The 21,778-nt window shown below is 70.2% G+C and carries 20 protein-coding genes and 1 tRNA gene; 13 read left to right on the forward strand and 8 right to left on the reverse strand.

What is annotated here, in order from left to right; all coding sequences use genetic code 11:
• Window positions 1–3: 3 nt before the first annotated feature.
• On the reverse strand, window positions 4–894 hold the full coding sequence (locus RSP_RS07715; RefSeq protein ID WP_011337847.1) for a YicC/YloC family endoribonuclease: 891 nt from the start codon (window positions 892–894) through the stop codon (window positions 4–6).
• Between the two features lie 190 nt (window positions 895–1,084).
• Between RSP_RS07715 and RSP_RS07720 the strand changes: the two genes are divergently transcribed.
• Window positions 1,085–1,762: a PAS domain-containing protein gene (locus RSP_RS07720; RefSeq protein WP_011337848.1), complete on the forward strand. Its 678-nt coding sequence runs from the start codon at window positions 1,085–1,087 to the stop codon at window positions 1,760–1,762.
• A 93-nt stretch (window positions 1,763–1,855) separates the two neighbouring features.
• Here the strand turns inward: RSP_RS07720 and RSP_RS07725 are convergent, their stop codons facing one another.
• Complete coding sequence (locus RSP_RS07725) at window positions 1,856–3,226, reverse strand: class II 3-deoxy-7-phosphoheptulonate synthase (protein ID WP_011337849.1); 1,371 nt, start codon at window positions 3,224–3,226, stop codon at window positions 1,856–1,858.
• Window positions 3,227–3,370: 144 nt separating this feature from the next.
• On the opposite strand from RSP_RS07725, the gene RSP_RS07730 reads away from it, so the two are divergent.
• From RSP_RS07730 to RSP_RS07760, 7 genes are all read left to right on the forward strand, one after another.
• Window positions 3,371–4,384, forward strand: coding sequence for a GlxA family transcriptional regulator (locus tag RSP_RS07730; RefSeq protein WP_002720078.1), 1,014 nt, complete (start codon window positions 3,371–3,373; stop codon window positions 4,382–4,384).
• 177 nt (window positions 4,385–4,561) lie between these two features.
• Entirely contained in the window at window positions 4,562–5,746 is a 1,185-nt protein-coding gene (locus tag RSP_RS07735; protein WP_011337850.1) for an ABC transporter substrate-binding protein, read from the forward strand.
• Between the two features lie 128 nt (window positions 5,747–5,874).
• Window positions 5,875–6,657, forward strand: coding sequence for an ABC transporter ATP-binding protein (locus RSP_RS07740; RefSeq protein WP_002720081.1), 783 nt, complete (start codon window positions 5,875–5,877; stop codon window positions 6,655–6,657).
• Between the two features lie 92 nt (window positions 6,658–6,749).
• A complete protein-coding gene (locus RSP_RS07745) occupies window positions 6,750–7,460 on the forward strand; it encodes an ABC transporter ATP-binding protein (protein ID WP_002720082.1) in 711 nt (236 codons plus the stop codon).
• Window positions 7,461–7,463: 3 nt separating this feature from the next.
• The gene (locus RSP_RS07750; protein WP_011337851.1) at window positions 7,464–8,474 is read left to right on the forward strand and encodes a branched-chain amino acid ABC transporter permease; all 1,011 of its coding nucleotides are present in this window, start codon (window positions 7,464–7,466) and stop codon (window positions 8,472–8,474) included.
• On the forward strand, window positions 8,471–9,766 hold the full coding sequence (locus RSP_RS07755) for a branched-chain amino acid ABC transporter permease (RefSeq protein WP_011337852.1): 1,296 nt from the start codon (window positions 8,471–8,473) through the stop codon (window positions 9,764–9,766). The genes RSP_RS07750 and RSP_RS07755 overlap by 4 nt, the downstream gene beginning before the upstream one ends.
• Before the next feature lie 4 nt (window positions 9,767–9,770).
• Complete coding sequence (locus RSP_RS07760; protein ID WP_011337853.1) at window positions 9,771–10,370, forward strand: nucleotidyltransferase family protein; 600 nt, start codon at window positions 9,771–9,773, stop codon at window positions 10,368–10,370.
• Between the two features lie 57 nt (window positions 10,371–10,427).
• On the opposite strand, the gene RSP_RS07765 is transcribed toward RSP_RS07760, so the two are convergent.
• Both RSP_RS07765 and RSP_RS07770 read right to left on the reverse strand, forming a co-directional pair.
• A complete protein-coding gene (locus RSP_RS07765) occupies window positions 10,428–11,051 on the reverse strand; it encodes a Hint domain-containing protein (protein ID WP_011337854.1) in 624 nt (207 codons plus the stop codon).
• Between the two features lie 819 nt (window positions 11,052–11,870).
• Window positions 11,871–11,954: transfer RNA gene (locus RSP_RS07770), tRNA-Leu, on the reverse strand.
• A 184-nt stretch (window positions 11,955–12,138) separates the two neighbouring features.
• Here RSP_RS07770 and RSP_RS07775 point away from each other — a divergent pair.
• On the forward strand, window positions 12,139–12,603 hold the full coding sequence (locus RSP_RS07775; RefSeq protein ID WP_011337855.1) for a disulfide bond formation protein B: 465 nt from the start codon (window positions 12,139–12,141) through the stop codon (window positions 12,601–12,603).
• 14 nt (window positions 12,604–12,617) lie between these two features.
• On the opposite strand, the gene RSP_RS07780 is transcribed toward RSP_RS07775, so the two are convergent.
• Together RSP_RS07780 and RSP_RS07785 are read right to left on the reverse strand one after the other, a co-directional pair.
• On the reverse strand, window positions 12,618–13,304 hold the full coding sequence (locus RSP_RS07780; RefSeq protein WP_011337856.1) for a GntR family transcriptional regulator: 687 nt from the start codon (window positions 13,302–13,304) through the stop codon (window positions 12,618–12,620).
• Window positions 13,304–14,671, reverse strand: a complete 1,368-nt coding sequence (locus RSP_RS07785) for a formimidoylglutamate deiminase (protein WP_017140219.1) — start codon at window positions 14,669–14,671, stop codon at window positions 13,304–13,306. Before RSP_RS07785 ends, RSP_RS07780 begins: the two co-directional genes overlap by 1 nt.
• Window positions 14,672–14,742: 71 nt before the next feature.
• Between RSP_RS07785 and hutI the strand changes: the two genes are divergently transcribed.
• The 3 genes from hutI to hutU are packed head-to-tail and all read left to right on the forward strand — an operon-like array spanning window position 14,743 to window position 19,146.
• Window positions 14,743–15,930: an imidazolonepropionase gene (gene hutI, locus RSP_RS07790; protein ID WP_011337858.1), complete on the forward strand. Its 1,188-nt coding sequence runs from the start codon at window positions 14,743–14,745 to the stop codon at window positions 15,928–15,930.
• Window positions 15,930–17,453, forward strand: coding sequence for a histidine ammonia-lyase (hutH, locus tag RSP_RS07795; protein WP_011337859.1), 1,524 nt, complete (start codon window positions 15,930–15,932; stop codon window positions 17,451–17,453). The genes hutI and hutH overlap by 1 nt, the downstream gene beginning before the upstream one ends.
• A gap of 10 nt (window positions 17,454–17,463) precedes the next feature.
• Window positions 17,464–19,146, forward strand: coding sequence for a urocanate hydratase (gene hutU / locus RSP_RS07800; protein ID WP_017140221.1), 1,683 nt, complete (start codon window positions 17,464–17,466; stop codon window positions 19,144–19,146).
• A gap of 106 nt (window positions 19,147–19,252) precedes the next feature.
• Here the strand turns inward: hutU and RSP_RS07805 are convergent, their stop codons facing one another.
• Window positions 19,253–20,173 (reverse strand): PHP domain-containing protein, encoded by a 921-nt coding sequence (locus RSP_RS07805; RefSeq protein WP_017140222.1) that lies wholly within the window; start codon window positions 20,171–20,173, stop codon window positions 19,253–19,255.
• Window positions 20,174–20,302: 129 nt separating this feature from the next.
• Here RSP_RS07805 and RSP_RS07810 point away from each other — a divergent pair, with 129 nt between their 5' ends.
• Complete coding sequence (locus RSP_RS07810) at window positions 20,303–20,995, forward strand: DUF1045 domain-containing protein (protein WP_011337861.1); 693 nt, start codon at window positions 20,303–20,305, stop codon at window positions 20,993–20,995.
• Between the two features lie 4 nt (window positions 20,996–20,999).
• On the opposite strand, the gene RSP_RS07815 is transcribed toward RSP_RS07810, so the two are convergent.
• Window positions 21,000–21,428 (reverse strand): chlorhexidine efflux transporter, encoded by a 429-nt coding sequence (locus tag RSP_RS07815; RefSeq protein WP_011337862.1) that lies wholly within the window; start codon window positions 21,426–21,428, stop codon window positions 21,000–21,002.
• Window positions 21,429–21,778 lie beyond the last annotated feature (350 nt).

Genomic DNA, 21,778 nt, shown 5'->3' on the forward strand with positions numbered 1-21,778 from the left:
GGCTTACTCCACGTTCTGGATCTGCTCGCGCATCTGGTCGATGACGGTCTTCAGGTCGAGCCCGACCCGCGTCAGCGCCAGCGACTGCGCCTTCGAGCAGAGCGTGTTGGCCTCGCGCATGAACTCCTGCACGAGGAAATCCATCCGCCGCCCCACGGGCGCCGTCTCGCCCAGAAGCGTGCGGGCGGCCGCGACATGGGCCGCCAGCCGGTCGAGCTCTTCGGTCACGTCCTGCTTGACGGCCAGAAGCGCCAGCTCCTGCGCGATGCGGGTCTCGTCGAGACCCTCGCCTGCCGCGAGGAGACGGGCCAGATTTTCACGAAGCGCGAATGGCGCGGCCTCGCGGCGCGCCTCGGCCTCGGTGCGGGCCTCGGCAGTAAGCGCCTCGATCCGGTCGAGCTGCGCGCCGATCAGCCGGGCCAGAGCCTCGCCCTCGCTGCGCCGCATCTCGGTGAAGGCCGCCAGCAGCTCCGGCAGTTCGGCCAGCAGCGCCGCGCGGAGCGGGCCCGTATCCTCGACCCCCGTCGCCTGTTCGAGGACGCCACGCAGCCCCAGCACGTCGGCCGGGCTCGCCGGGCGCAGCTCGATCCCCGAGCCGTGCGCAGCCGCCGAAACCTCGGCCAGCGCGCGCAGCATCGACTGGAGCGCGCCGACGTTGACCCGGAGCCCGTCCGTTCCGCCCTCGGCCGCGACCTTGAGCGAGAGGCTGACGCTGCCCCGTTGCAGAACCCGGCCGAGTTCGGCCCGGATCGCGGGCTCCAGCCCCTCGATCCAGTCCGGCACCCGCAACCGCAGATCGAGGCCCTTGCCGTTCACCGAGCGCAGTTCCCAGAGCCAGGAGTGGCCCTCGCCCTGGCCGCGGCGCGCCGCGAAGCCGGTCATCGAGCTGATCATGCAGTCCTCCTCGACCCCGCCCGTCCGTTTACCATTCTCTCAGAATCTTCACCCCGAGATACGAAAGGAGGGATAGATTAACATTTGAATAACCATTGCGGCCGGAGCCCGGCTTCGCCCGCAGCGGCGCATAACAGAGCGACGGATGCGCGGCAAGCCGCGCGGCCCCATGGGAAACGGGAGGCAAGTCATGAGCATGAGGATGGGCGGCACCGGCGTGGGACAGACCGGCGGCGGGCGGACGGGGGTCGATCCGGCGTCGCTCGCGCTGCTGCGCAGTTACTGGCACGAGCTGCGCCTGCGCGCCGAGGGCGAGCTGCCGCGTCGGGGAGACATCGATCCGCGCCGCATAGAGGAGGCGCTGAGCTGCGCCTTCCTCGCCGAGCGGATCGCGCCCGGCATGGCGCGCTTCCGCCTCGCCGGGATGCATCTGGCCGACCTCATGGGCATCGATGTGCGCGGCATCCCGATCTCGACCCTGTTCGACGTGGACTCGCGCGAACGTCTGGCGAGCGTCGTGGCGCGCGTTCTGACCGGGCCGGGCGTGGGCGAGGTCTGGCTCGGGTCGCCCGCCTCGCTCGGTCGCGCCGCGCTGACCGGGCGGCTCCTGCTGCTGCCGCTGCGGCCGGAAGGAAGCCAGCCGCTGATCTTCGGCTGCCTCGTGACCGATGGTGCCATCGGCCGCGCGCCGCGGCGGCTCACGATCCTGCGCTCGGCCGTGGACATGGTCGATGCCCAGCCCGCCGAACGGCCGGGCCCGCGCCTGCGCCTGCGCCTGCCCGATTTCGGCGCGGCCGGGCTCGAACCGCCGCCGCCGCCGCCGCGCGCCGCCCCGGGGCGCAAGCATCTCCGGCTGGTCAAGGGCTGACCGCAACGCCCAAGTCCTGCCGGACGAAAAAGCCGCCCCGGAGGGCGGCTTTTCCTGCATATCAATAGCTTGCAGCCAAAAGCTGAAGCGGTGTCAGAGGGCCACGCGCCGCGCCGCTTCCCGCATCGTCGTCAGCTCCTCGGCCACGAGGAAGGCCAGCTCCAGCGACTGCGAGGCGTTGAGGCGCGGATCGCAGGCGGTGTGGTAGCGGTTGGACAGATCCTCGTCCGTCACCGCGCGCAGGCCGCCGGTGCATTCCGTCACATCCTGCCCCGTCATCTCGAAATGCACGCCGCCGGGGATCGAGCCCTCGGCCTTGTGGATCGAGAAGAACTCGCGCACCTCGCGCAGCACGGAATCGAACGGGCGGGTCTTGTAGCCCGAAGCCGCCTTGATCGTGTTGCCGTGCATCGGGTCGCAGCACCAGGTCACCTTGGCCCCTTCCTCGCGGACGGCCCGGATCAGACGCGGCAGGTGCTCTCCCACCTTGCCCGCGCCGAAGCGCGCGATCAGCGTGAGCCGCCCGGCCTCGTTCTGCGGGTTGAGCTTGGCCATCAGCACCTTGAGATCCTCGACCGTGGTCGAGGGGCCGCATTTCAGCCCGATCGGGTTCAGCACGCCGCGGCAGAATTCGACATGCGCGCCGTCGATCTGACGGGTGCGGTCGCCGATCCAGATCATGTGGCCCGAGCCCGCGACGGGCTGGCCGGTGATCGAGTCGATGCGGCAGAGCGCCTCCTCATATTCGAGCAGAAGCGCCTCGTGCGAGGTGTAGAAATCCACCGTCGAGAGATTGTGCGAGGTCGAGCCGTTCACGCCCGCGGCCGACATGAAGTCGAGCGCGTCCGAGATCCGGTTCGAGATGTCGCGGTAGCGCTCTGCCTTGTCCTGCTCGCAGAAGCCCAGCGTCCAGGAATGCACGCGGTGGATATCCGCGAAGCCGCCGGTCGAGAAGGCGCGCAGCAGGTTGAGCGAGGCCGCTGCCTGGGTATAGGCCTGCAGCATCCGCTGCGGATCGGGGATGCGCGCCTCGGGGCTCGGGTCGAAGCCGTTGATGATGTCGCCCCGGTAGGAGGGCAGCTCCATCCCGTTGATGACCTCGGTCGGCGCCGACCGCGGCTTGGCGAACTGGCCGGCCATGCGGCCCACCTTCACCACCGGCACTTTCGCGCCGTAGGTCAGCACGATGGCCATCTGCAACAGCACACGGAACGTGTCGCGGATGTTGTCGGCGGAGAATTCCGAGAAGCTCTCGGCGCAGTCGCCGCCCTGCAGCAGGAACGCACGTCCCTCGGCCGCTTCCGCCAGCGCCGCCTTCAGCTTGCGGGCTTCGCCAGCAAAGACGAGCGGGGGATATTTCGCAAGCTGCCCCTCCACCGCCTTGACGGCAGCGGCGTCCGGGTAATCGGGCATCTGGATGCGCGGTTTGGCGCGCCAGTCGGTCTTGGTCCAGCCCCTGGTCATCACGGGTCCTCCGGCAGCTTTCGGTCTGGGGCGCGATATACGGAAAGCGACCGCCCTTGGGAAGCGGAATTGGTCGAAGTTGCACCTTGAAGGGTGTTTCAAATCCTGTTTCACAGGACTGCAAACGACGCACAAGGTCGCAACATGACCATCTCTCCCGCCAAGGCCGCCGCCCCCGACAAGGCCCGCCGGCCCCGACGCTTCGTCTTCCTGCTGCTCGACCGTTTCACGATGATCTCCTTCGCGGGCGCCATCGAGCCTTTGCGGATCGCGAACCGGGTCGCGGGACGGCCGCTCTATGCCTGGGCGCTGGCCGGCGAGAACGGGACCGAGGCGGTCTGCTCGAACGGCGCGGCCTTCCGGCTCGACATGGGCCTCGAGGAGATCGACCGCGAGGATGTGCTTCTGGTCTGCGGCGGGATCGACGTGCAGAAGGCCACCACCCGGCCGGTGGTGAACTGGCTCCGGCGCGAGGCGCGGCGGGGCGTCACGATCGGCGGGCTCTGCACCGGGGCCTATGCGCTGGCCAAGGCGGGGCTTCTCGACGGCAAGAAGGCCACCATCCACTGGGAGAACCAGGACGGCTTCACCGAGGAATTCGAGGAGGTGCGGCTGACGAAATCCGTCTTCGTGATGGACGGCAACCGGCTGACCACTGCGGGCGGCACGGCCTCGATCGACATGATGCTGAAGATCATCGCCCGCGATCAGGGCGACGACATCGCCAACACCGTGGCCGACCAGCTGATCTATTCCTCGATCCGCACCGATCAGGACACGCAGCGCCTCTCGATCCCGACCCGGATCGGCGTGCGGCACCCGAAGCTCTCCGAGGTGATCCGCAAGATGGAGGCCAATATCGAGGATCCGATCAGCCCCGCCGATCTGGCCGAGGAGGTGGGCATGTCGACCCGCCAGCTCGAGCGGCTGTTCCGCCGCTACCTCAATCGCTCGCCCAAGCGCTACTACATGGAACTGCGGCTGCAGAAGGCGCGCAACCTGCTGATGCAGACCGACATGAGCGTCATCAACGTGGCGCTGGCCTGCGGCTTCGCGAGCCCGTCGCATTTCTCGAAATGCTACCGCGCCCATTACGCGACCACCCCCTACCGCGAGCGCGGCACGCAGAGCGCGCCCGGGGCGGTCGAGGAGGAGTGAGCGATGCGGCGGACCCTCTGCCCGGGCAGGCGGAGCGGCTTCCGGCGAGCGGCATGGACGAGGCCGCAGCGGTGGCGATCTTCGTGCGGCACCTGCACCTCAGATGCTCCCTTTTCTTTTGAACCGGGGCAAAATAGGGTCTGCGGCAGGATCTCGATCCAACCAGGGAGTTCTACAATGAAAAAGCTGCTTCTGGCCGGCACGGCCACCCTCGCACTGACCGGTGCCGCCTCGGCAGAAGATGTCAAGATGGGCATCATCCTCGGCTTCACCGGGCCGCTCGAATCGATCACGCCGAACATGGCCTCGGGCGCGGAGCTCGCGGTCAACGAGGTGAATGAAGCGGGCACGCTGCTCGAGGGTTCCAAGGTGACGGTGGTGCGCGCCGACTCGACCTGCGTCGATGCGGCGGCGGCGACGGCTGCGGCCGAACGTCTCGTCACCTCGGACAAGGTGCAGGGCATCATGGGCGCCGACTGCTCGGGCGTCACCGGCGCCGTGCTCCAGAACGTCGCGCGCCCGAACGGCGTCGTGATGATCTCGCCCTCGGCCACCTCGCCCGCCCTGTCGGAGGCCGAGGACGACGGGCTGTTCTTCCGCACCGCCCCCTCCGACGCCCGTCAGGGCGAAGTGATCGCCGAGATCCTGAAGGAGCGCGACATCGGCTCGGTCGCGATCACCTACACCAACAACGACTACGGCAAGGGCCTCGCGGATTCGATCCAGCAGGCCTTCGAGAAGGCCGGCGGCAAGGTCACGATCTCGGCCGCGCATGAAGACGGCAAGGCGGACTATTCGGCCGAAGTGGCGGCGCTCGCGGCGGCCGGCGGCGACATGCTGGTCGTGGCGGGCTATGTCGATCAGGGCGGCAAGGGCGTGATCCAGGCGGCCCTCGACACCGGCGCCTTCGAGACCTTCTTCCTGCCCGACGGCATGTATGGCGATGCGCTGGTCGAGGCGATCGGATCGCCGCTCGACGGCTCGTTCGGCACCGTGCCCGGCACCGACAGCGAGGGTGCGACGAAGATTCTCGATATGGCCAAGGAAGCGGGCTTCGACGGCACCTCCTCCTATGTGGGCGAGAGCTACGACGCGGCGTCGCTGATCCTGCTCGCGATGCAGGCGGCGGGGTCCGCGGCCCCGGCCGACTACAAGTCGAAGATCGAGGAAGTGGCGAACGCGCCTGGAGAAAAGATCTATCCCGGCGATCTCGCCAAGGCGATCGAGCTGCTGAAGGCCGGCACCGACATCGACTATGTGGGCGCCACCAACGTCGAGCTGATCGGCCCCGGCGAGAGCGCGGGCAGCTTCCGGGAATATACCGTGAAGGACGGCAAGTTCGAAACGGACCGCTTCCGCTAAGACAGGCAAGCGTATAAGGACCGGCACGGCCCGGGGCGCGCATCTGTGTGCCTTGGGCCGTTGCCATTCCAAGAACAAGGCCCGGCGCCCATGCGGGAGGGTGCGAAACGGCGGGCAAAGGGGAAAGAATGATAGCAGTCGAAAACCTGCACAGGCACTTCGGCGGTTTCCGGGCCGTGGATGGCGCATCGCTGCAGATCGCCACCGGCTCGATCACCGGGCTGATCGGACCGAACGGGGCGGGAAAGACCACGCTGTTCAACGTGATCGCGGGGCGGCTGCCGCCGACCTCGGGACGGGTCACGATGGACGGCGAGGAGATCACCGGCCTGCCGCCGCACGCGCTCTTTCACAAGGGACTGTTGCGCACCTTCCAGATCGCGCACGAGTTCGGCTCGATGAGCGTACGGGAAAATCTCATGATGGTTCCGGCCCGCCAGTCCGGCGAGACGTTGTGGAACGCCTGGTTCCGCCGCGGCGCGGTGGCGGCCGAGGAGCGGCGGCTGCGCGACAAGGCCGACGAGGTGCTGGAGTTCCTGACGATCTCGCATCTCGCCGACGAGAAGGCCTCGAACATCTCGGGCGGGCAGAAGAAGCTTCTCGAGCTCGGGCGCACCATGATGGTGGATGCCAAGATCGTCTTCCTCGATGAGGTGGGCGCCGGCGTGAACCGGACGCTTCTGAACACGATCGGCGATGCCATCGTGCGGCTGAACGAGGAGCGCGGCTATACGTTCTGCGTCATCGAGCACGACATGGATTTCATCGCCCGCCTCTGCAACCCGGTCATCTGCATGGCCGAGGGCAAGGTGCTGGCGGAAGGAACTGTCGAGGAAGTGAAGAACGACGAGCGGGTGATCGAGGCCTATCTCGGCACCGGCCTCAAGAACAAGGTGGTGGGTCATGCGTGAGACCTCCGGCGCCGTGCGGGAGGCCGCCGTGGGAGCCTCCGGCGGGGATATTTGGACCAGCGTGAAAGGGCAATTGCCTCTGGGAGGCTGCCGTGGCTGAGCCTTTCCTGATCGGCGAGAGCATGACGGGCGGCTATGGCGCCGCCGACATCCTGCACGGCTGCACGCTGGCCGTGGAGAAGGGCCAGATCGCGGTGATCGTGGGCCCGAACGGCGCGGGCAAGTCGACGGCCATGAAGGCGGTCTTCGGGATGCTGCGCCTGCGGGCCGGCCATGTGAAGCTGGAGGGCGAGGACATCACCGCCCTGACGCCGCAGGCGCGCGTGGCCAAGGGCATGGCCTTCGTGCCCCAGACCCACAACATCTTCACCTCGATGACGGTGGAGGAGAACCTCGAGATGGGCGCCTTCCTGCGGCGCGACGACATCCGGGGCACGATGGAGCAGGTCTACGAGCTGTTCCCGATCCTGAAGGACAAGCGCCGGCAGGCGGCGGGCGAGCTGTCGGGCGGGCAGCGCCAGCAGGTGGCGGTGGGCCGCGCGCTGATGACCCAGCCCAAGGTGCTGATGCTGGACGAGCCGACGGCCGGCGTCTCTCCGATCGTGATGGACGAGCTGTTCGACCGGATCATCGAGGTGGCGCGCACCGGCATCTCGATCCTGATGGTCGAGCAGAATGCCCGGCAGGCGCTGATGATCGCCGACAAGGGCTATGTCCTCGTGCAGGGCGCCAACCGCTTCACCGACACGGGGCCCGCGCTGATGGCCGACCCCGAGGTGCGCCGTTCCTTCCTCGGGGGTTGAGAGATGGATATCCTGAACGCCCTCGTGGCATTCCTCAATTTCGTCTTCGTGCCGGGTCTGGCCTACGGGGCGCAGCTGGCGCTCGGGGCGCTCGGCGTCACGCTGATCTACGGGATCCTGCGCTTCTCGAACTTCGCCCACGGCGACACAATGGCCTTCGGCACAATGGTGACGATCCTCGGCACCTGGGGGCTGCAGGCGGCGGGGGTGACGGCGGGACCGCTGCCCACCGCCCTTCTCGCCCTGCCCCTGGGCATCGCGGTGACGGCGGCGCTGGTGCTGGCGACCGACCGCGCGGTCTACCGCTTCTACCGGCGGCAGAAGGCGGCGCCGACCATCCTCGTCATCGTCTCGCTGGGCGTCATGTTCGTGATGAACGGGATCGTCCGCTTCATCATTGGCGTGGAGGAGATCGGCTTCGCCGACGGCGAGCGGTTCCTGATCACTGCCGGCGATTTCCGCAAGATGACGGGGCTTTCGGAGGGACTCGCCATCAAGACCACGCAGGCGATCACGGTGGTGACGGCGCTGATCGTGGTGGCGGCGCTGTTCTGGTTCCTGAACCGCACCCGCACCGGCAAGTCGATGCGCGCCTTCTCGGACAATGAGGATCTGGCGCTGCTCTCGGGCATCAACCCCGAGCGGGTGGTGGCCGTGACCTGGATCCTGGCCGCGGCGCTCGCCACCACGGCGGGCGTGCTCTACGGGCTCGACAAGAGCTTCAAGGCCTTCACCTACTTCCAGCTCCTGCTGCCGATCTTCGCCGCGGCCATCGTGGGCGGGCTCGGCAGCCCGCTCGGCGCCATTGCGGGCGGCTTCGTCATCGCCTTCTCGGAAGTGACGGTGACCTATGCCTGGAAGAAGGTTGCGACCTACCTCCTGCCCGACGCGCTGGCCCCCGACGGGCTCGTGCAGCTCATGTCCACCGACTACAAGTTCGCGGTGAGCTTCACGATCCTCATCATCGTCCTGCTGTTCATGCCCACCGGGCTCTTCAAGGGGAAATCGGTATGAACCGCACCCTCCTCCTCTTCGCCTTCGTGGCGCTGCTCTTCGTGGGGACGGGCGTCCTGCAGAGCTGGAACTCGGCGCTCGGCATCCTGAACATGGCGCTGATCTCGGCGATCATGGCGCTCGGGGTGAACATGCAGTGGGGCTACGCGGGCCTCTTCAACGTGGGCGTGATGGGCTTCGTGGCGCTCGGCGGCCTTGCGGTGGTGGTGACGGCGGCGCAGCCGGTGCCGGGGGCCTTCTCGGCCGGCGGCTGGGGCGTCCTTGCCGCGCTGGCGCTCGGCGCGGCCACGATCGGCGGGGCCGTGGCGGTCTGGCGGCGGATGGCGAAGGGCTGGGCGCGGACGGTGGCGCTGCTTGCGGTGCTGATCGGCGGCTTCTTCGCCTATCGCGCCATCTTCGATCCGGCCGTCGCCGCCATCGAGGCCATCAACCCTGCGCTCTACGGCAATATCGGCGGCCTCGGCCTGCCGGTGCTGCTGGCCTGGCCCGCGGGCGGGCTTCTCGCGGCCCTCGCCGCCTGGGCCATCGGCAAGACGGCGCTGGGGCTGCGGTCCGACTATCTCGCCATCGCGACGCTCGGGATCGCCGAGATCATCATCGCCGTGATGAAGAACGAGGACTGGCTGGCGCGCGGGGTCAAGAACATGATCTCGCTGCCCCGCCCCGTGCCCTATGAGGTGGATCTCCAGCAGAGCGCCGGCTTCGTGGCCTGGGCGCAGGGCTGGGGCTACGATCCCGTCACCGCTTCGGCCATCGTGGTAAAGCTCTGCTATGCGGCCCTGTTCGTGGCGGTGCTCGCGATCATCGTGACGCTCTCGGAGCTCGCGCTGAGATCGCCGTGGGGCCGGATGATGCGGGCGATCCGCGACAACGAGGTGGCGGCCGAAGCCATGGGCAAGGATGTGACCCGCCGGCATCTGCAGATCTTCGTCCTCGGCGCGGCGGTCATCGGCATCGCGGGGGCGATGATGACCACGCTCGACAGCCAGCTCACGCCCGGAACCTACAATCCGCTGCGCTTCACCTTCCTCGTCTGGGTGATGGTGATCGTGGGCGGGTCGGGCTCGAACTGGGGCGCCGTGCTGGGCGGCTTCCTCATCTGGTGGCTCTGGGTCATGGTCGAGCCGATCGGGCTGTCTCTCCTCGGAGCGATCACCGCCGGGATGGCCGATGGCTCGTGGCTGAAGGCCCATCTGCAGGATTCCGCGGCGCATATGCGGCTCCTGACCATGGGGCTGATCCTGCTTCTCGTGCTGCGCTTCTCGCCGCGCGGGCTTATCCCAGGGCGCTGAGACGGTGCCGCCCGCGCCGGTGTTTCTGCTGCTGGCGGCCGGGGCGTCCCGCAGGATGCGGGGCGCGGACAAGCTGATGGAGCCGGTGGCGGGCGAGCCCCTCCTCCGGCTTCAGGCCCGCCGGGGGATCGCGGCGGGGCTTGCCGTCCTCGTGACCCTGCCGCCGGACAGGCCGGAGCGGTGGGCGGCGCTCGAGGGGCTCGCGGTGCAGCGCCTGCCGGTGCCCGACGCGGCAGAGGGGCTTGCCGCTTCGATCCGCGCCGGCGTGGCGGCGGCACCGCCGGATGCGGCGGTCCTCCTCCTCCTCGCGGACCTGCCCGAGATCGAGGCTACCGACCTTGCCCAAATGGCCGCGCTGCACCGTGAAGCGCCGAAGGCCCTCCTGCGCGCCACAACCGCCGACGGGCGGCCGGGCCATCCCATCCTCTTTCCTGCCGACCTGCGCCCCGAGCTTCAGGCGCTAAAGGGCGATCAGGGTGCGCGGCGCATCCTCGAGCGCGCGGCCGGGCGGCTTCGCCTCGTTCCGCTCGCGGGCACGCGGGCTGTCACCGATCTCGATACGCCCGAGGACTGGGCGCTCTGGCGGGCCCGCACCGGCCACTGAGCCAGCGCGCAATGGGATTTCCGCCCGGACTGGGAAAGCGCCCCCGATGCCCCGCCGTCAGCGGACGAGGACCCTTTCCGGTTTGGGAACACGGACGGGACGGGCCAAAGCGAAGGCCGCCTGACCCTCTGGGCTGCGCAGCTCGGGGAAGAGTTCCAGAAGTTCGGTCCTCTGCGCGTTGCCCATACCGTTGATAAGACGCGCCGTCGGCTGGAAGCTCTCGGTCCAGGCTCCGTTCGCCAGCACCACCTCGTGCCGGTCGAACATCAGGTGGAGATAGGTCGTGCCGCTGCACTCGACCTCGCGGATGCCCCGCGGGCCTACCAGATGCTTCGCGGCCACCAGCACCTCCGGCGCATCGAAATGCAGTGCCGTGCGGTCGCGCGAGACGAGGATCCGGTGGTTCGGGCTCACCATCATGTCGCGGTCGGGCAGGTCCGGCCCGAGGCTTCCCTTCTCGATCAGCACCGGCTTCAGGTGCGGAAAGGCGGCGAGCGTCGCATGATCGAGCCGCCGCCGGCTGATCCAGCGGAGGGGCTGGAGGCCGTTGTCGCGCGTGACGATCCGGTCGCCGGCGGCCAGCGCCTCGACCGCCACCTCGCCGCGAACGGTCGCGATCAGCGTGCCGGGGGTGAAGCAGGCGACCACGGGCGGCCTGCCGATCTGGATTTGGTCAGCCATGGTGGCTCCTTCCCGCGTTCCCGCGCCGCGGATCGGGACAGGCCCGGGTCGCGGCTCCGCAATGCGGATCGGGAGACCTCCGGTGCTGCTCCGGGCGCGACGACCCGGAGCCGGCGAAAGGCGATATGAAAAGCATCAGGATCAAATGAACTCTGGCCTCAAGCCGCACCTGGAACTCCCGATCCGCACCTGCGGTTGCCCGGTCAAACTCACCGCCGCAAGGTCCGGCGCCACCAAGGCGGGACATTAAAACAGTAGCAATTTCTGCGGCTTGCCCCAAGGACAACGCAGGAGGCCCGCTGTCTCCATGCCCTGCGCCGCAGGTCTGACGGGCAGGCGATGGGCAGGAAATCAACCGGCGCTGGCAGAGCCTGTCCCTCGCGCGGAAGGGCGCCTCGGCCCGCATTGATGGCGATCCCTCAAGCGGCACGGGGGATTGGTCAGATGCTGGGGGGATCCGGCGCTCGCGGCAGGATGAGACACCCGTCCGAGGCACAACTTGCGCTTGAAAGATCGGTTGGGATGCCCGACCGGGCTTTCAGAGCCGTCCTAGTAGGCGCCGGACGTCCGTCTCGGTTCCGTTGGCGCGAATTGCGCCATGTCCGTCCCTGCGAACGGGCGCGCCCTGTGGGATCTGCCCCCGGCGAGACCGCGAGATCCCGAGGCACTGATCCGCGCGCGCGAGCGCAGCCCCGGTCGAGAGCTGAAATCCCATGGTCTTCCTCCCACTGATCCGCGCGGCGCGCGCGCGGCCCACCCGTTGAGATCGGGGGACCGGGAAGCGGCTGGGCGCCGTTTTCACTGGAATATCCGGATCACTGGTGCGGCTGGTCGGACTCGAACCGACACTCCGTGAGGAAAGGGTGTTTGAGACCCCCGCGTCTACCATTCCGCCACAACCGCACGCGAGGCACGGTGTAGCTTGAGGCCCCGCCTCCGTCAATCTGCCGAAGCCGGACCCTTCGGGAGGCAGTGACGGCCGTGGCCGGACGGGCAGCGGGGCCGCGACCGGCACACGGTCTTTCGTCTTGACCGCCGCCGGCGCGCATGCTGCAACCCGCGCGACACCGAAGCTGGAGGCGGAGCGATGACACGCAGGTTCCTGATGCTGGCAGCCGCTGCCGGATCGGCCGGGCTCTTGCTCGGCGCACTGGCCTTCCAGTTCATCGGCGGTCTGCCGCCCTGCCCGCTCTGCCTCTGGCAGCGCTGGCCGCACCTGCTGGCGGTGCTCGCGGGGGCGGTGGCGTTCGTCTGGCCTGCGCGGATCGTGGCGCTTCTCGGGGCGCTCGGCGCGGCGACCTCGGCCGGGGTCGGCCTCTTCCATGTCGGCGTCGAGCAGAAATGGTGGGAAGGGCTCGCCTCCTGTTCGACCGGCTCGATCGAGGGCATCTCGGCCGCCGACCTGCTGAACCCGTCGGTCGATCTGGGGCCGGTGGTGCGCTGCGACGAGATCGCCTGGCAGATGCTGGGGATCTCGATGGCGGGCTGGAACGTGATCCTCTCGGCGCTCCTGGCGGCGCTCTGGATCGCGGCCGCGCTGAAGCGGGACTGATCCGGGCCTCCGCCTCACAGATCCGCGCGCAGCCGGTAGCCCGGCGCATGGAGGAGACGCACCGAGGTGATCGGGCGGCCCTCCGCCTCCGTCACCCGCTCGCAGAGAAAGAGCGCGGCGCCCGGTGCGCAGCCGAGGATGTCCGCCTCCTCGGGGCTCGCGTTCGCGGCCGAGAAGACGATGTCGCCGCCGGTCCAGGGCACATGGCTCACCAGCCACTCGTTCGGGCTGATGCGGCGGAAATCGGGCGCGGGCTCGGGCAGCACGGCCGGATCGAGCCAGCGCTCCTCGTAGATCGCGGGCCGGTTGTCGGCCAGATGCAGACCCCGCAGCCGGAGGAGAGGCACCCCCGGCAGGCTCCGAAAGAGCGAGGCCACGGCGGGGGGCGGCTCGGCCCGGCGCTCCTCGATCAGGTGAAACGCATAGCTCTGCCCGCGGCCCTCGATCTCGAGCCGCGTCACGGGAATATCGAAACGCGCGCGCCGCACCGGATGAAGCGCCACCCGCGTGCCGGCCTTGCGGCGGCGCTCCAGTAGCCCGGCCGCGGCCAGATCGCGCAACGCCCGGTTCACGGTGGTGCGGGCGCAGCCAAGTTCCTCGGCCAGCGCCTCCTCCGTCGGGATCAGCGTCCCCGGCGCCCAATGGCGCGCCTCGATCCGGCGCAGCACCTCGGCGCGGATGTCCTCCCAGCCGAGCGCCATCAGAGGAGCCCCCGCAGCCGCGCCATCACCCGCCGGTAGCCGGCCTCGATCCGCGAGCGGGCGACATGGCGGCCGCCCGTCACGACATGGCGCCCGGCCGACCAGACCTCCGAGACCATCCGGTCGCTGCCCGCGAAGATCCAGGCGTCGAGGAGCCCGTCGCCGGAACGTCCCTCGAGATCGACCGCCCCCCGGTCGAGCGCAAGGAGATCGGCCCAGAGCCCCGGCGCGAGCGCGCCCGACGCCCTTCCCGCGGCCTGCGCCCCGCCCGCCAGCGCCGCCTCATGGAGCACGCGTCCGCTCGACCCGCCGGCGGTGGCGAAGGGCGCCCGCACCCGGTCGCGCAGTCGCTGCGAATAGTCGAGCTGGCGCAGTTCCTCGGACAGCGCGATGCGGATGTTGCTGTCCGAGCCGATCCCGAAGCGCCCGCCCGCCGCCAGATAGCGCGCCCCGTCGAAGATCCCGTCACCGAGGTTGGCTTCCGTCACCGGACAGAGACCCGCGACCGCGCCGGTCCGGGCCAGCCGGTCGGTCTCGACGGGCTGCATCTGGGTGCAATGGATCAGGCACCAGCGAGCGTCGACCGGCTGATGGTCGAGGAGCCAGCTCACGGGGCGCGCGCCGAGCGCTGCCTCCACCTCCGCCACCTCTGCCGCCTGCTCGGCCAGATGCATGTGAATGGGCCCGGAGCCCGCCAGAGCCACGGCGGCCTGAAGCCCCTGCGCGCTCACGGCGCGCAGCGAATGGGGCGCCACACCCAGGGTGGCATCGGCGGGAAGGCCGGCCAGCGCCCGCCGCGCGCCGTCGAGGAGGCCCGCATAGGAGGCCAGATCCGAGCCGAACCGCACCTGCCCCGGCGCGAGCGCCCGCCCGTCGCAGCCGCCCTGCTGATAGAGCACCGGCAGCAGCGTGAGCCCCAGCCCCGAGGTCTCGGAGGCCGCGCAGATCCGCGCCGCCATCTCGGCCGGATCGGCATAGGCGCGCCCGTCCGGCCGGTGGTGGAGATAGTGGAATTCCGCCACCGCCGCGAAGCCCGCCTCGAGCATCTCGATCTGGGCGAAGGCGGCAATCGCCTCGACCTCGTCGGGCGTGAGGCTCTCGAGGAAGCGGAACATGAGCCGCCGCCAGGTCCAGAAACTGTCCTGCCCGTCGGGGCCGCGGCCCTCGGTGAGGCCGGCCATGGCGCGCTGGAAGGCGTGGGAATGCAGGTTCACCGGCGCCGGCAGGAGACAGCCCACCCGCACCGCCTCCGCCCCGGCAGCCGTGCCGGGGAGGACCGAGGCGATCTTCCCGCCCTCGATGCGGATCGTCACGTCCCGGGCCCAGCCCTCGGGCAGGAGCGCCTCCTCGGCATGGATGAGCTGCATGGCCCCTCCCCTTGACAGGTTCCATTATGTGCACACAAATTACGATCAAGCGCGCTCAGAAGGCAAGATGCATGATGATTCTCGGCAATCTGCGGGTGGCAACGCTGAGCGACGGCTACGGGCTGATCCCCGACGCCGCGATCCTGATCGAGGGCGGCCGCATCCAATGGGTCGGTCCCGAGGCCCACCTGCCGCCCTCCGCTGCGCCCCGGCACGACATGGGCGGGCGGCTCTGCACGCCCGCGCTGATCGACTGCCATACCCATGCGGTCTTCGCAGGCACCCGCGCGGCCGAGTTCGAGATGCGGCTGAAGGGCGCCTCCTATGCCGAGGTGGCGGCAGCGGGCGGCGGCATCGTCTCGACGGTGATGGCCACCCGCGCCGCCGGCGCCGACGAGCTTCTGGCGGCGAGCCTGCCCCGGATCGATGCGATGCTGGCGGGCGGCGTCGGCACGGTCGAGATCAAGTCGGGCTACGGGCTCGACATCGAGACCGAGCTCCGGATGCTGCGCGTCGCGCGCCGGATCGGTGAGCTGCGCAAGGTCCGGGTCCGCACGAGCTTTCTCGGCGCCCATGCCGTGCCGCCGGACCATCGCGGCCGTCCCGACGCCTATCTGGCCGAAGTCGTGCTGCCCGCGCTGAAGGTGGCGCAGGACGAGGGACTCGTCGATGCGGTGGATGGGTTCTGCGAGGGCATCGCCTTCTCGCCCGCGCAGATCGCCCATCTCTTCGCACAGGCGCACAAGCTGCGGCTGCCGGTGAAGCTTCATGCCGAGCAGCTTTCGAACCTCGGCGGCGCGGCGCTGGCGGCGCGCCACGATGCGCTCTCGGCCGATCATCTCGAATATCTCGATGCCGAGGGCGTGGCGGCGCTCGCCGCGGCGGGAACCGTGGCCGTGCTGCTGCCCGGCGCCTTCTACGCACTGCGCGAGACGCAGGCACCCCCGGTGGCGGCGCTCCGCGCGGCGGGCGTGCCGATGGCGGTGGCGACCGACCTGAACCCCGGCACCTCTCCGCTGGGCGCGTTGGGGCTCGCCATGAACATGGCCTGCACCCTCTTCCGCCTGACGCCAGAGGAGGCTCTGGCCGGCACCACGATCCATGCCGCCCGTGCACTCGGGCTCTCCGACACCGGCCGCATCGCGCCGGGCTTCCGCGCCGATCTCGCCATCTGGGAGGCCGAGCATCCGGCCGAACTCAGCTGGCGCATCGGCCCCGCGCCCCTCCATGCCCGCCTCCACGAGGGAGAGTTCGTCTGATGGAAATCCTCGTCCCGGGCCAAGCCACGCTCGCGCAGCTCGAAGCGATCTGGCGCGAGGGGCGGCGCGCGCGTCTGGCCCCCGAGGCGCGCCCCGCCGTCGAGGCGGCCGCCGCCCGCGTGGCCGAGGCCGCGGCCGGCACGGCGCCGGTCTATGGCGTGAACACGGGCTTCGGCAAGCTCGCGAGCCTCAAGATCGCTCCGGCCGATACGGCGCAACTGCAACGCAACCTGATCCTGTCGCACTGCTGCGGCGTGGGCGAGCCTATGCCCCCGTCCACGGCGCGGCTGATGATTGCGCTGAAGCTCCTGTCGCTCGGCCGCGGCGCCTCGGGCGTGCGCTGGGAGATCGTGGCGCTGCTCGAAGGCATGCTGGCCGCGGGCGTCACGCCGGTGATCCCGGCGCAGGGGTCGGTCGGCGCGAGCGGCGATCTGGCACCCCTCGCCCATATGGCCGCGGTCATGATCGGCGAGGGCGAGGCCGAGGTCGGCGGCAGGCGCCTGCCCGGTGCCGCGGCGCTGGCCGAGGCCGGTCTTGCCCCGGTGGCCCTCGGACCCAAGGAAGGGCTCGCCCTCATCAACGGCACGCAATTCTCGACCGCCTATGCCCTCGCCGGCCTCTTCGAGGGCTGGCGCGCCGCTCAGGCGGCCCTGGTGATCTCGGCCCTCTCCACCGATGCGATCATGGGCTCGACTGCGCCGCTCCGCCCCGAGATCCACGCGCTGCGCGGCCATGCGGGCCAGATCGAGGCGGCCGCCACCATGCGCGCCCTGCTCGAAGGCTCGGCCATCCGCGAGAGCCACCGTGAGGGCGACCAGCGGGTGCAGGACCCCTACTGCATCCGCTGCCAGCCGCAGGTGACGGGCGCCGCGATGGATGTGCTGCGCATGGCGGCGGGCACGCTGGCCACCGAGGCCAATGCCGCCACCGACAATCCGCTCGTGCTCTCGGACGGGCGCATCGTCTCGGGAGGCAACTTCCATGCCGAGCCCGTGGGCTTCGCCGCCGACATGATCGCGCTGGCGCTCTCCGAGATCGGCGCCATCGCGCAGCGCCGCGTGGCGCTGATGGTGGATCCGACGCTCTCCTTCGACCTTCCGCCCTTCCTCACCCCCGAGCCGGGGCTGAATTCCGGGCTGATGATCGCCGAAGTGACGACGGCCGCGCTCATGAGCGAGAACAAGCACATGGCCGCCCCCACCGTCACCGACAGCACGCCCACCTCCGCCAATCAGGAAGATCATGTCAGCATGGCGGCCCATGGCGCGCGCAGGCTCGGCCGGATGGTCGAGAACCTCGCGGTGATCCTCGGGACCGAGGCGATCTGCGCCGCGCAAGGGGTGGAGTTCCGCGCGCCCCTCGCCACCTCCGCCCCGCTCGGCGCCGTGCTGGCGCGGTTGCGCGCCGAGGTGCCGCGGATCGCGGCCGACCGCATCCTCGCCCCCGACCTCGCCGCGGCCGCCCGCCTCGTGCGCACAGGCGCGCTGGCCCGGGCCGCGGGCCTTCCCTTTCCCGCCCTCTGAGGAGCAGCCCATGACGAGCCGTCACAACCTGCGCGACATCTTCCCGCCCACCGGCTCCACCCTCTCGGCCCGAAACTGGCAGTCCGAGGCGGCGTTGCGGATGCTGATGAACAACCTCCATCCCGATGTGGCCGAGAGTCCGCACGAGCTGGTGGTCTATGGCGGGATCGGCCGCGCCGCCCGCAGCTGGGAGGATTTCGACCGGATCGTGGCGGCGCTCCGCGCGCTCGAGGCCGACGAGACGCTGCTCGTGCAGTCGGGCCGCCCGGTCGGCGTCTTCCGCACCCACGAGGATGCGCCGCGGGTGCTGATCGCCAATTCCAACCTCGTGCCGCACTGGGCCACCTGGGAGCATTTCCACGAGCTCGACCGCAAGGGGCTCATGATGTACGGCCAGATGACGGCCGGCAGCTGGATCTATATCGGCACGCAGGGCATCGTGCAGGGCACCTACGAGACCTTCGCCGAGGTGGGGCGCCAGCAGTATGGCGGCGATCTCACCGGCCGCTGGGTGCTGACGGCGGGTCTCGGCGGCATGGGCGGCGCGCAGCCGCTCGCCGCGGTGATGGCCGGCGCCTCCTGCCTCGCGGTCGAATGCGACGAGAGCCGGATCGACGCCCGGCTGCGCACCCGCTATCTCGACGAGAAGGCGCAGACGCTCGACGAGGCGCTGGCGCTCATCGCGCGCTGGACGGCCGCGGGCGAGGCGCGCTCGGTGGGGCTCCTCGGCAATGCGGCCGAGGTCGTCCCCGAGATCCTCGCGCGGATGCGGGCGGGCGGGCCGCGCCCCGACATCGTGACCGACCAGACCTCGGCCCACGATCCGCTCCACGGCTACCTCCCCGCGGGCTGGAGCCTCGGCGACTGGCGGGCCCGGGCCGAAATCGATCCCGCCGCCGTCACGAAGGCCGCCCGCGCCGCGATGCGCACCCATGTCGAGGCGATGGTGGGCTTTCACGATGCGGGCGTGCCGACGCTCGATTACGGCAACAACATCCGCCAGATGGCGCTGGAGGAGGGCTTCGCGCGCGCCTTCGCCTTCCCGGGCTTCGTGCCCGCCTGCATCCGCCCGCTCTTCTGCCGCGGGATCGGCCCCTTCCGCTGGGTCGCCCTCTCGGGCGATCCCGAGGACATCCGCAGGACCGATGCGAAGATGAAGGAGCTCTTCCCCGACAATGCCCATCTCCACCGCTGGCTCGACATGGCGGCCGACCGGATCGCCTTCCAGGGCCTGCCCGCGCGGATCTGCTGGATCGGCCTCGGCGAGCGCCACCTCGCGGGCCTCGCCTTCAACGAGATGGTGCGCCGGGGCGAGCTTGCGGCGCCCGTGGTGATCGGGCGCGACCATCTCGATTCCGGCTCCGTCGCCTCGCCCAACCGCGAAACCGAGGCGATGAAGGACGGATCCGATGCGGTGTCGGACTGGCCGCTCCTGAACGCACTCCTCAACACCGCCTCGGGTGCGACCTGGGTCTCGCTCCATCACGGCGGCGGCGTGGGGATGGGCTTCTCGCAGCATGCGGGCATGGTGATCTGCTGCGACGGCAGCGCGGCCGCCGACCGACGCCTCGCCCGCGTGCTCTGGAACGATCCCGCCACCGGCGTCATGCGCCACGCCGACGCGGGCTACGAGGAGGCGCTCCAATGCGCCCGCACCCACGGCCTCACGCTCCCCTCCATCCCCGCCCCCTGATCCGCCACGGCCCGCCCCCCTCGCCCCTTCATTCTGGCGCAAATATCCTCGGGGGGCGCGGGGGGCAGACAGCCCCCCGTCCGCCATCGGCCCCTCGCGCTTCCCGTCAGAGATGGAGGGGGTTCGACCAGGCCCGCCGCCCGGCCGCATCGCGGATCGTCACCCGCAGGAAGGGGCTCGCCCGGAACCGTTCGATCGGCAGGCGCGCGCGGGTCATCGAGGCGCCGTGAAGCGCGGTCGCGGCCGTGCCCGCCCCCTGCAGCACGATGGCCGTCACCGCCGAACACTCCAGCTCGATCCAGTCGCCCTCCAGCGAGACACGGCGCAGCTCCGGCCCCTGGCTCGCATAGAAATCGCCCCGCTTCAGCGCGGCGAGCAGCGCCTTGGGTTCATTCTCCTCGGCCTTCACCATGACCCAGCCGCCGAAATGGTCGGGCTCGGTGAAATGCGCATCGTCCGTGGCGATCAGCGTGAGCCGCCGCCCCTCGGTCAGCAGGAGGTCGGCCAGCGCGGCGCCGTCCGGGCGTTCGCAGCCCATGGCGCAACCGTGGTTGTAGATCTCGACCGCATGGGCGGCCGAGAGGCTCCGCGCATCGGCCAGCGTCAGACCCGACCATTGCGGATGGGCCACCGCCACGAAGGCGCCCGCCGCCACGGCGCGCGCGGCGAGTGCGGGCCCCGTCTCCTGCCCGGGGCCCGCGCGGAAGTCCGGCACATCGGGCGGGGTGAAATCCTCGGGCAGACCGACGGCCAGGATATGCCAGAGCTCGCCATTCTCCATCGGCCCCGAATGCAGCTCGGCCCCGGGGAGCGTCGTGAAGCCCGGCGCGCGGAAGGGGCGCGTGTCGGTGATCGGATAGCCGTAGCGGCCCACGAAATGATCGGTCAGCGCGAGGAAATCGTAGCCCTCGTCGCGGTAGCGCCGGCAGACCTCGGCGGGCTCGAGACAGCCGTCCGAGCGGGTCGAATGGGTATGGAGGTTCCCGCGCCAGAAGCGGCCGGGAGCGGTGAAGGCAGAGAGCGTCATGGGCGGGTCCTTGGCTGATCGGCCCGAGACTAGCCGGCCGGTGGCTCTCAGGGAATGGCCCACGCCGAGGCCCTTCCTTCATCGCCATCGCGCGCTATGCTGAAACGGGGCTTGCAGAGAGGGCGGCGCATGGAAGGCTTCTCGCGATATGCGATCTACTGGACGCCCGAGGAGGGCCCACTTGCGCAGTTCGGCCGCGGCTGGCTCGGCTGGGATGCGGAGGCGGCCGAGCCCGTGCCCCATCCGGCCGTGGCAGGCCTGCCCCGCGATCTGGCCCTCATCACCCAGGCGCCGCGGAAATACGGGTTGCACGGCACGCTGAAGCCGCCCTTCCGGCTGGCCGAGGGCACGGATGTCACCGATCTCCATGCCGCGGTGCTGGCGCTCTGCCCCTATCTCGCGCCCGTGACGCTGCCGGGTCTCAGGCTCACGCGGATCGGCGGGTTCCTGGCCCTCGTGCCCGCGGGCGAGGAGGAGGCGCTGCAGGCGCTGGCGGGCGAAGTGGTGCGCGCGCTCGACGGCTTCCGTGCGCCGCTGAGCGAGGCCGAGCTCGCGCGGCGGCGCCCCGATCGGCTGACCCCGCGCCAGCGCGGCCATCTGGCCGACTGGGGCTATCCCTATGTCTTCGAGGATTTCCGCTTCCACCTCACGCTCACGGGCGAGTTGCCCGAGGCGGAACTGGCCGAGGTCGAGGCGGTGCTGGGCCACCTGCTGTCGCCGATCCTCGCCGAGCCCCTGCGGGTGGACAGTCTCAGCCTCTGCGCCGAGGCCGCCGACGGCCGCTTCCGCCTGCTCGAACGGCTGCCCCTCGCCCGGTCCTAGCGGCTCAGCAGAGCGCGGTGGGGCGACCGCGGCCGCGCAGGAACCCCGCGGCCACACCGAGCCCGGCATGGAGCCCGGCCAGCGCCAGCGCCGCCAGAAGAGCCTCGCGCGGCCCGAGCGCGCCCAGCCAGATCAGCAGCGGGAAGGTCAGGAGCAGCGCCGTCGCACGCCCCGAGATGCGGCGCAGAAGCCCGGTGCCCGCCGCCCGCAGGGCCTCGGGTCGCCGCGTCAGGTGCCAGTGGAACCAGTCGAACAGCACGCGGTAGAGCGCGGCCCAGAGAAAGGCCGCCGCGGAGACCGCGAGCAGCACCGGCAGCGCCGCACCGCCGCGGGCGTCGAAGGCCAGCGCATAGAGAGGCACGGCGAGGGCAAGCGCCGCGCCTTCGAAGAACAGGGTCTGGAAGAAGCGTCCTGCAAGGGATCGCGTGGACATGGGAAACTCCGAATGACTCGTGCAAAGGATCTGACAAAGGTCTTGGTACAGAGGCGCGAGGCGCCCTGACGACCCCAACGGACCGCAGCCAATCCTTAACACGAAACGCGGCAAAGGGACAGATCGCAGCGCCGAAGTCGGCGGAAACCGGCACCTGCCCCTGCGAACGGCCTCTAGCGGCCCGAGCGCCGGGTGCGCTGCGCGGCCTTCCGGGCGAGCTTGGCCGCCGAGCGCGCCCCGCCGGCCTGAGGCCCTGCCTCCGGCGCCCCGGGGCGCGGCTTGGCGGGCGCGGCCTTGGGCCCCCGGCCGGTGAAAAGGCGCTTCAGCCTGCTGAAGAAACCGCTCGCGAT

The organism is Cereibacter sphaeroides 2.4.1 (assembly GCF_000012905.2).
Lineage (GTDB): Bacteria > Pseudomonadota > Alphaproteobacteria > Rhodobacterales > Rhodobacteraceae > Cereibacter_A > Cereibacter_A sphaeroides.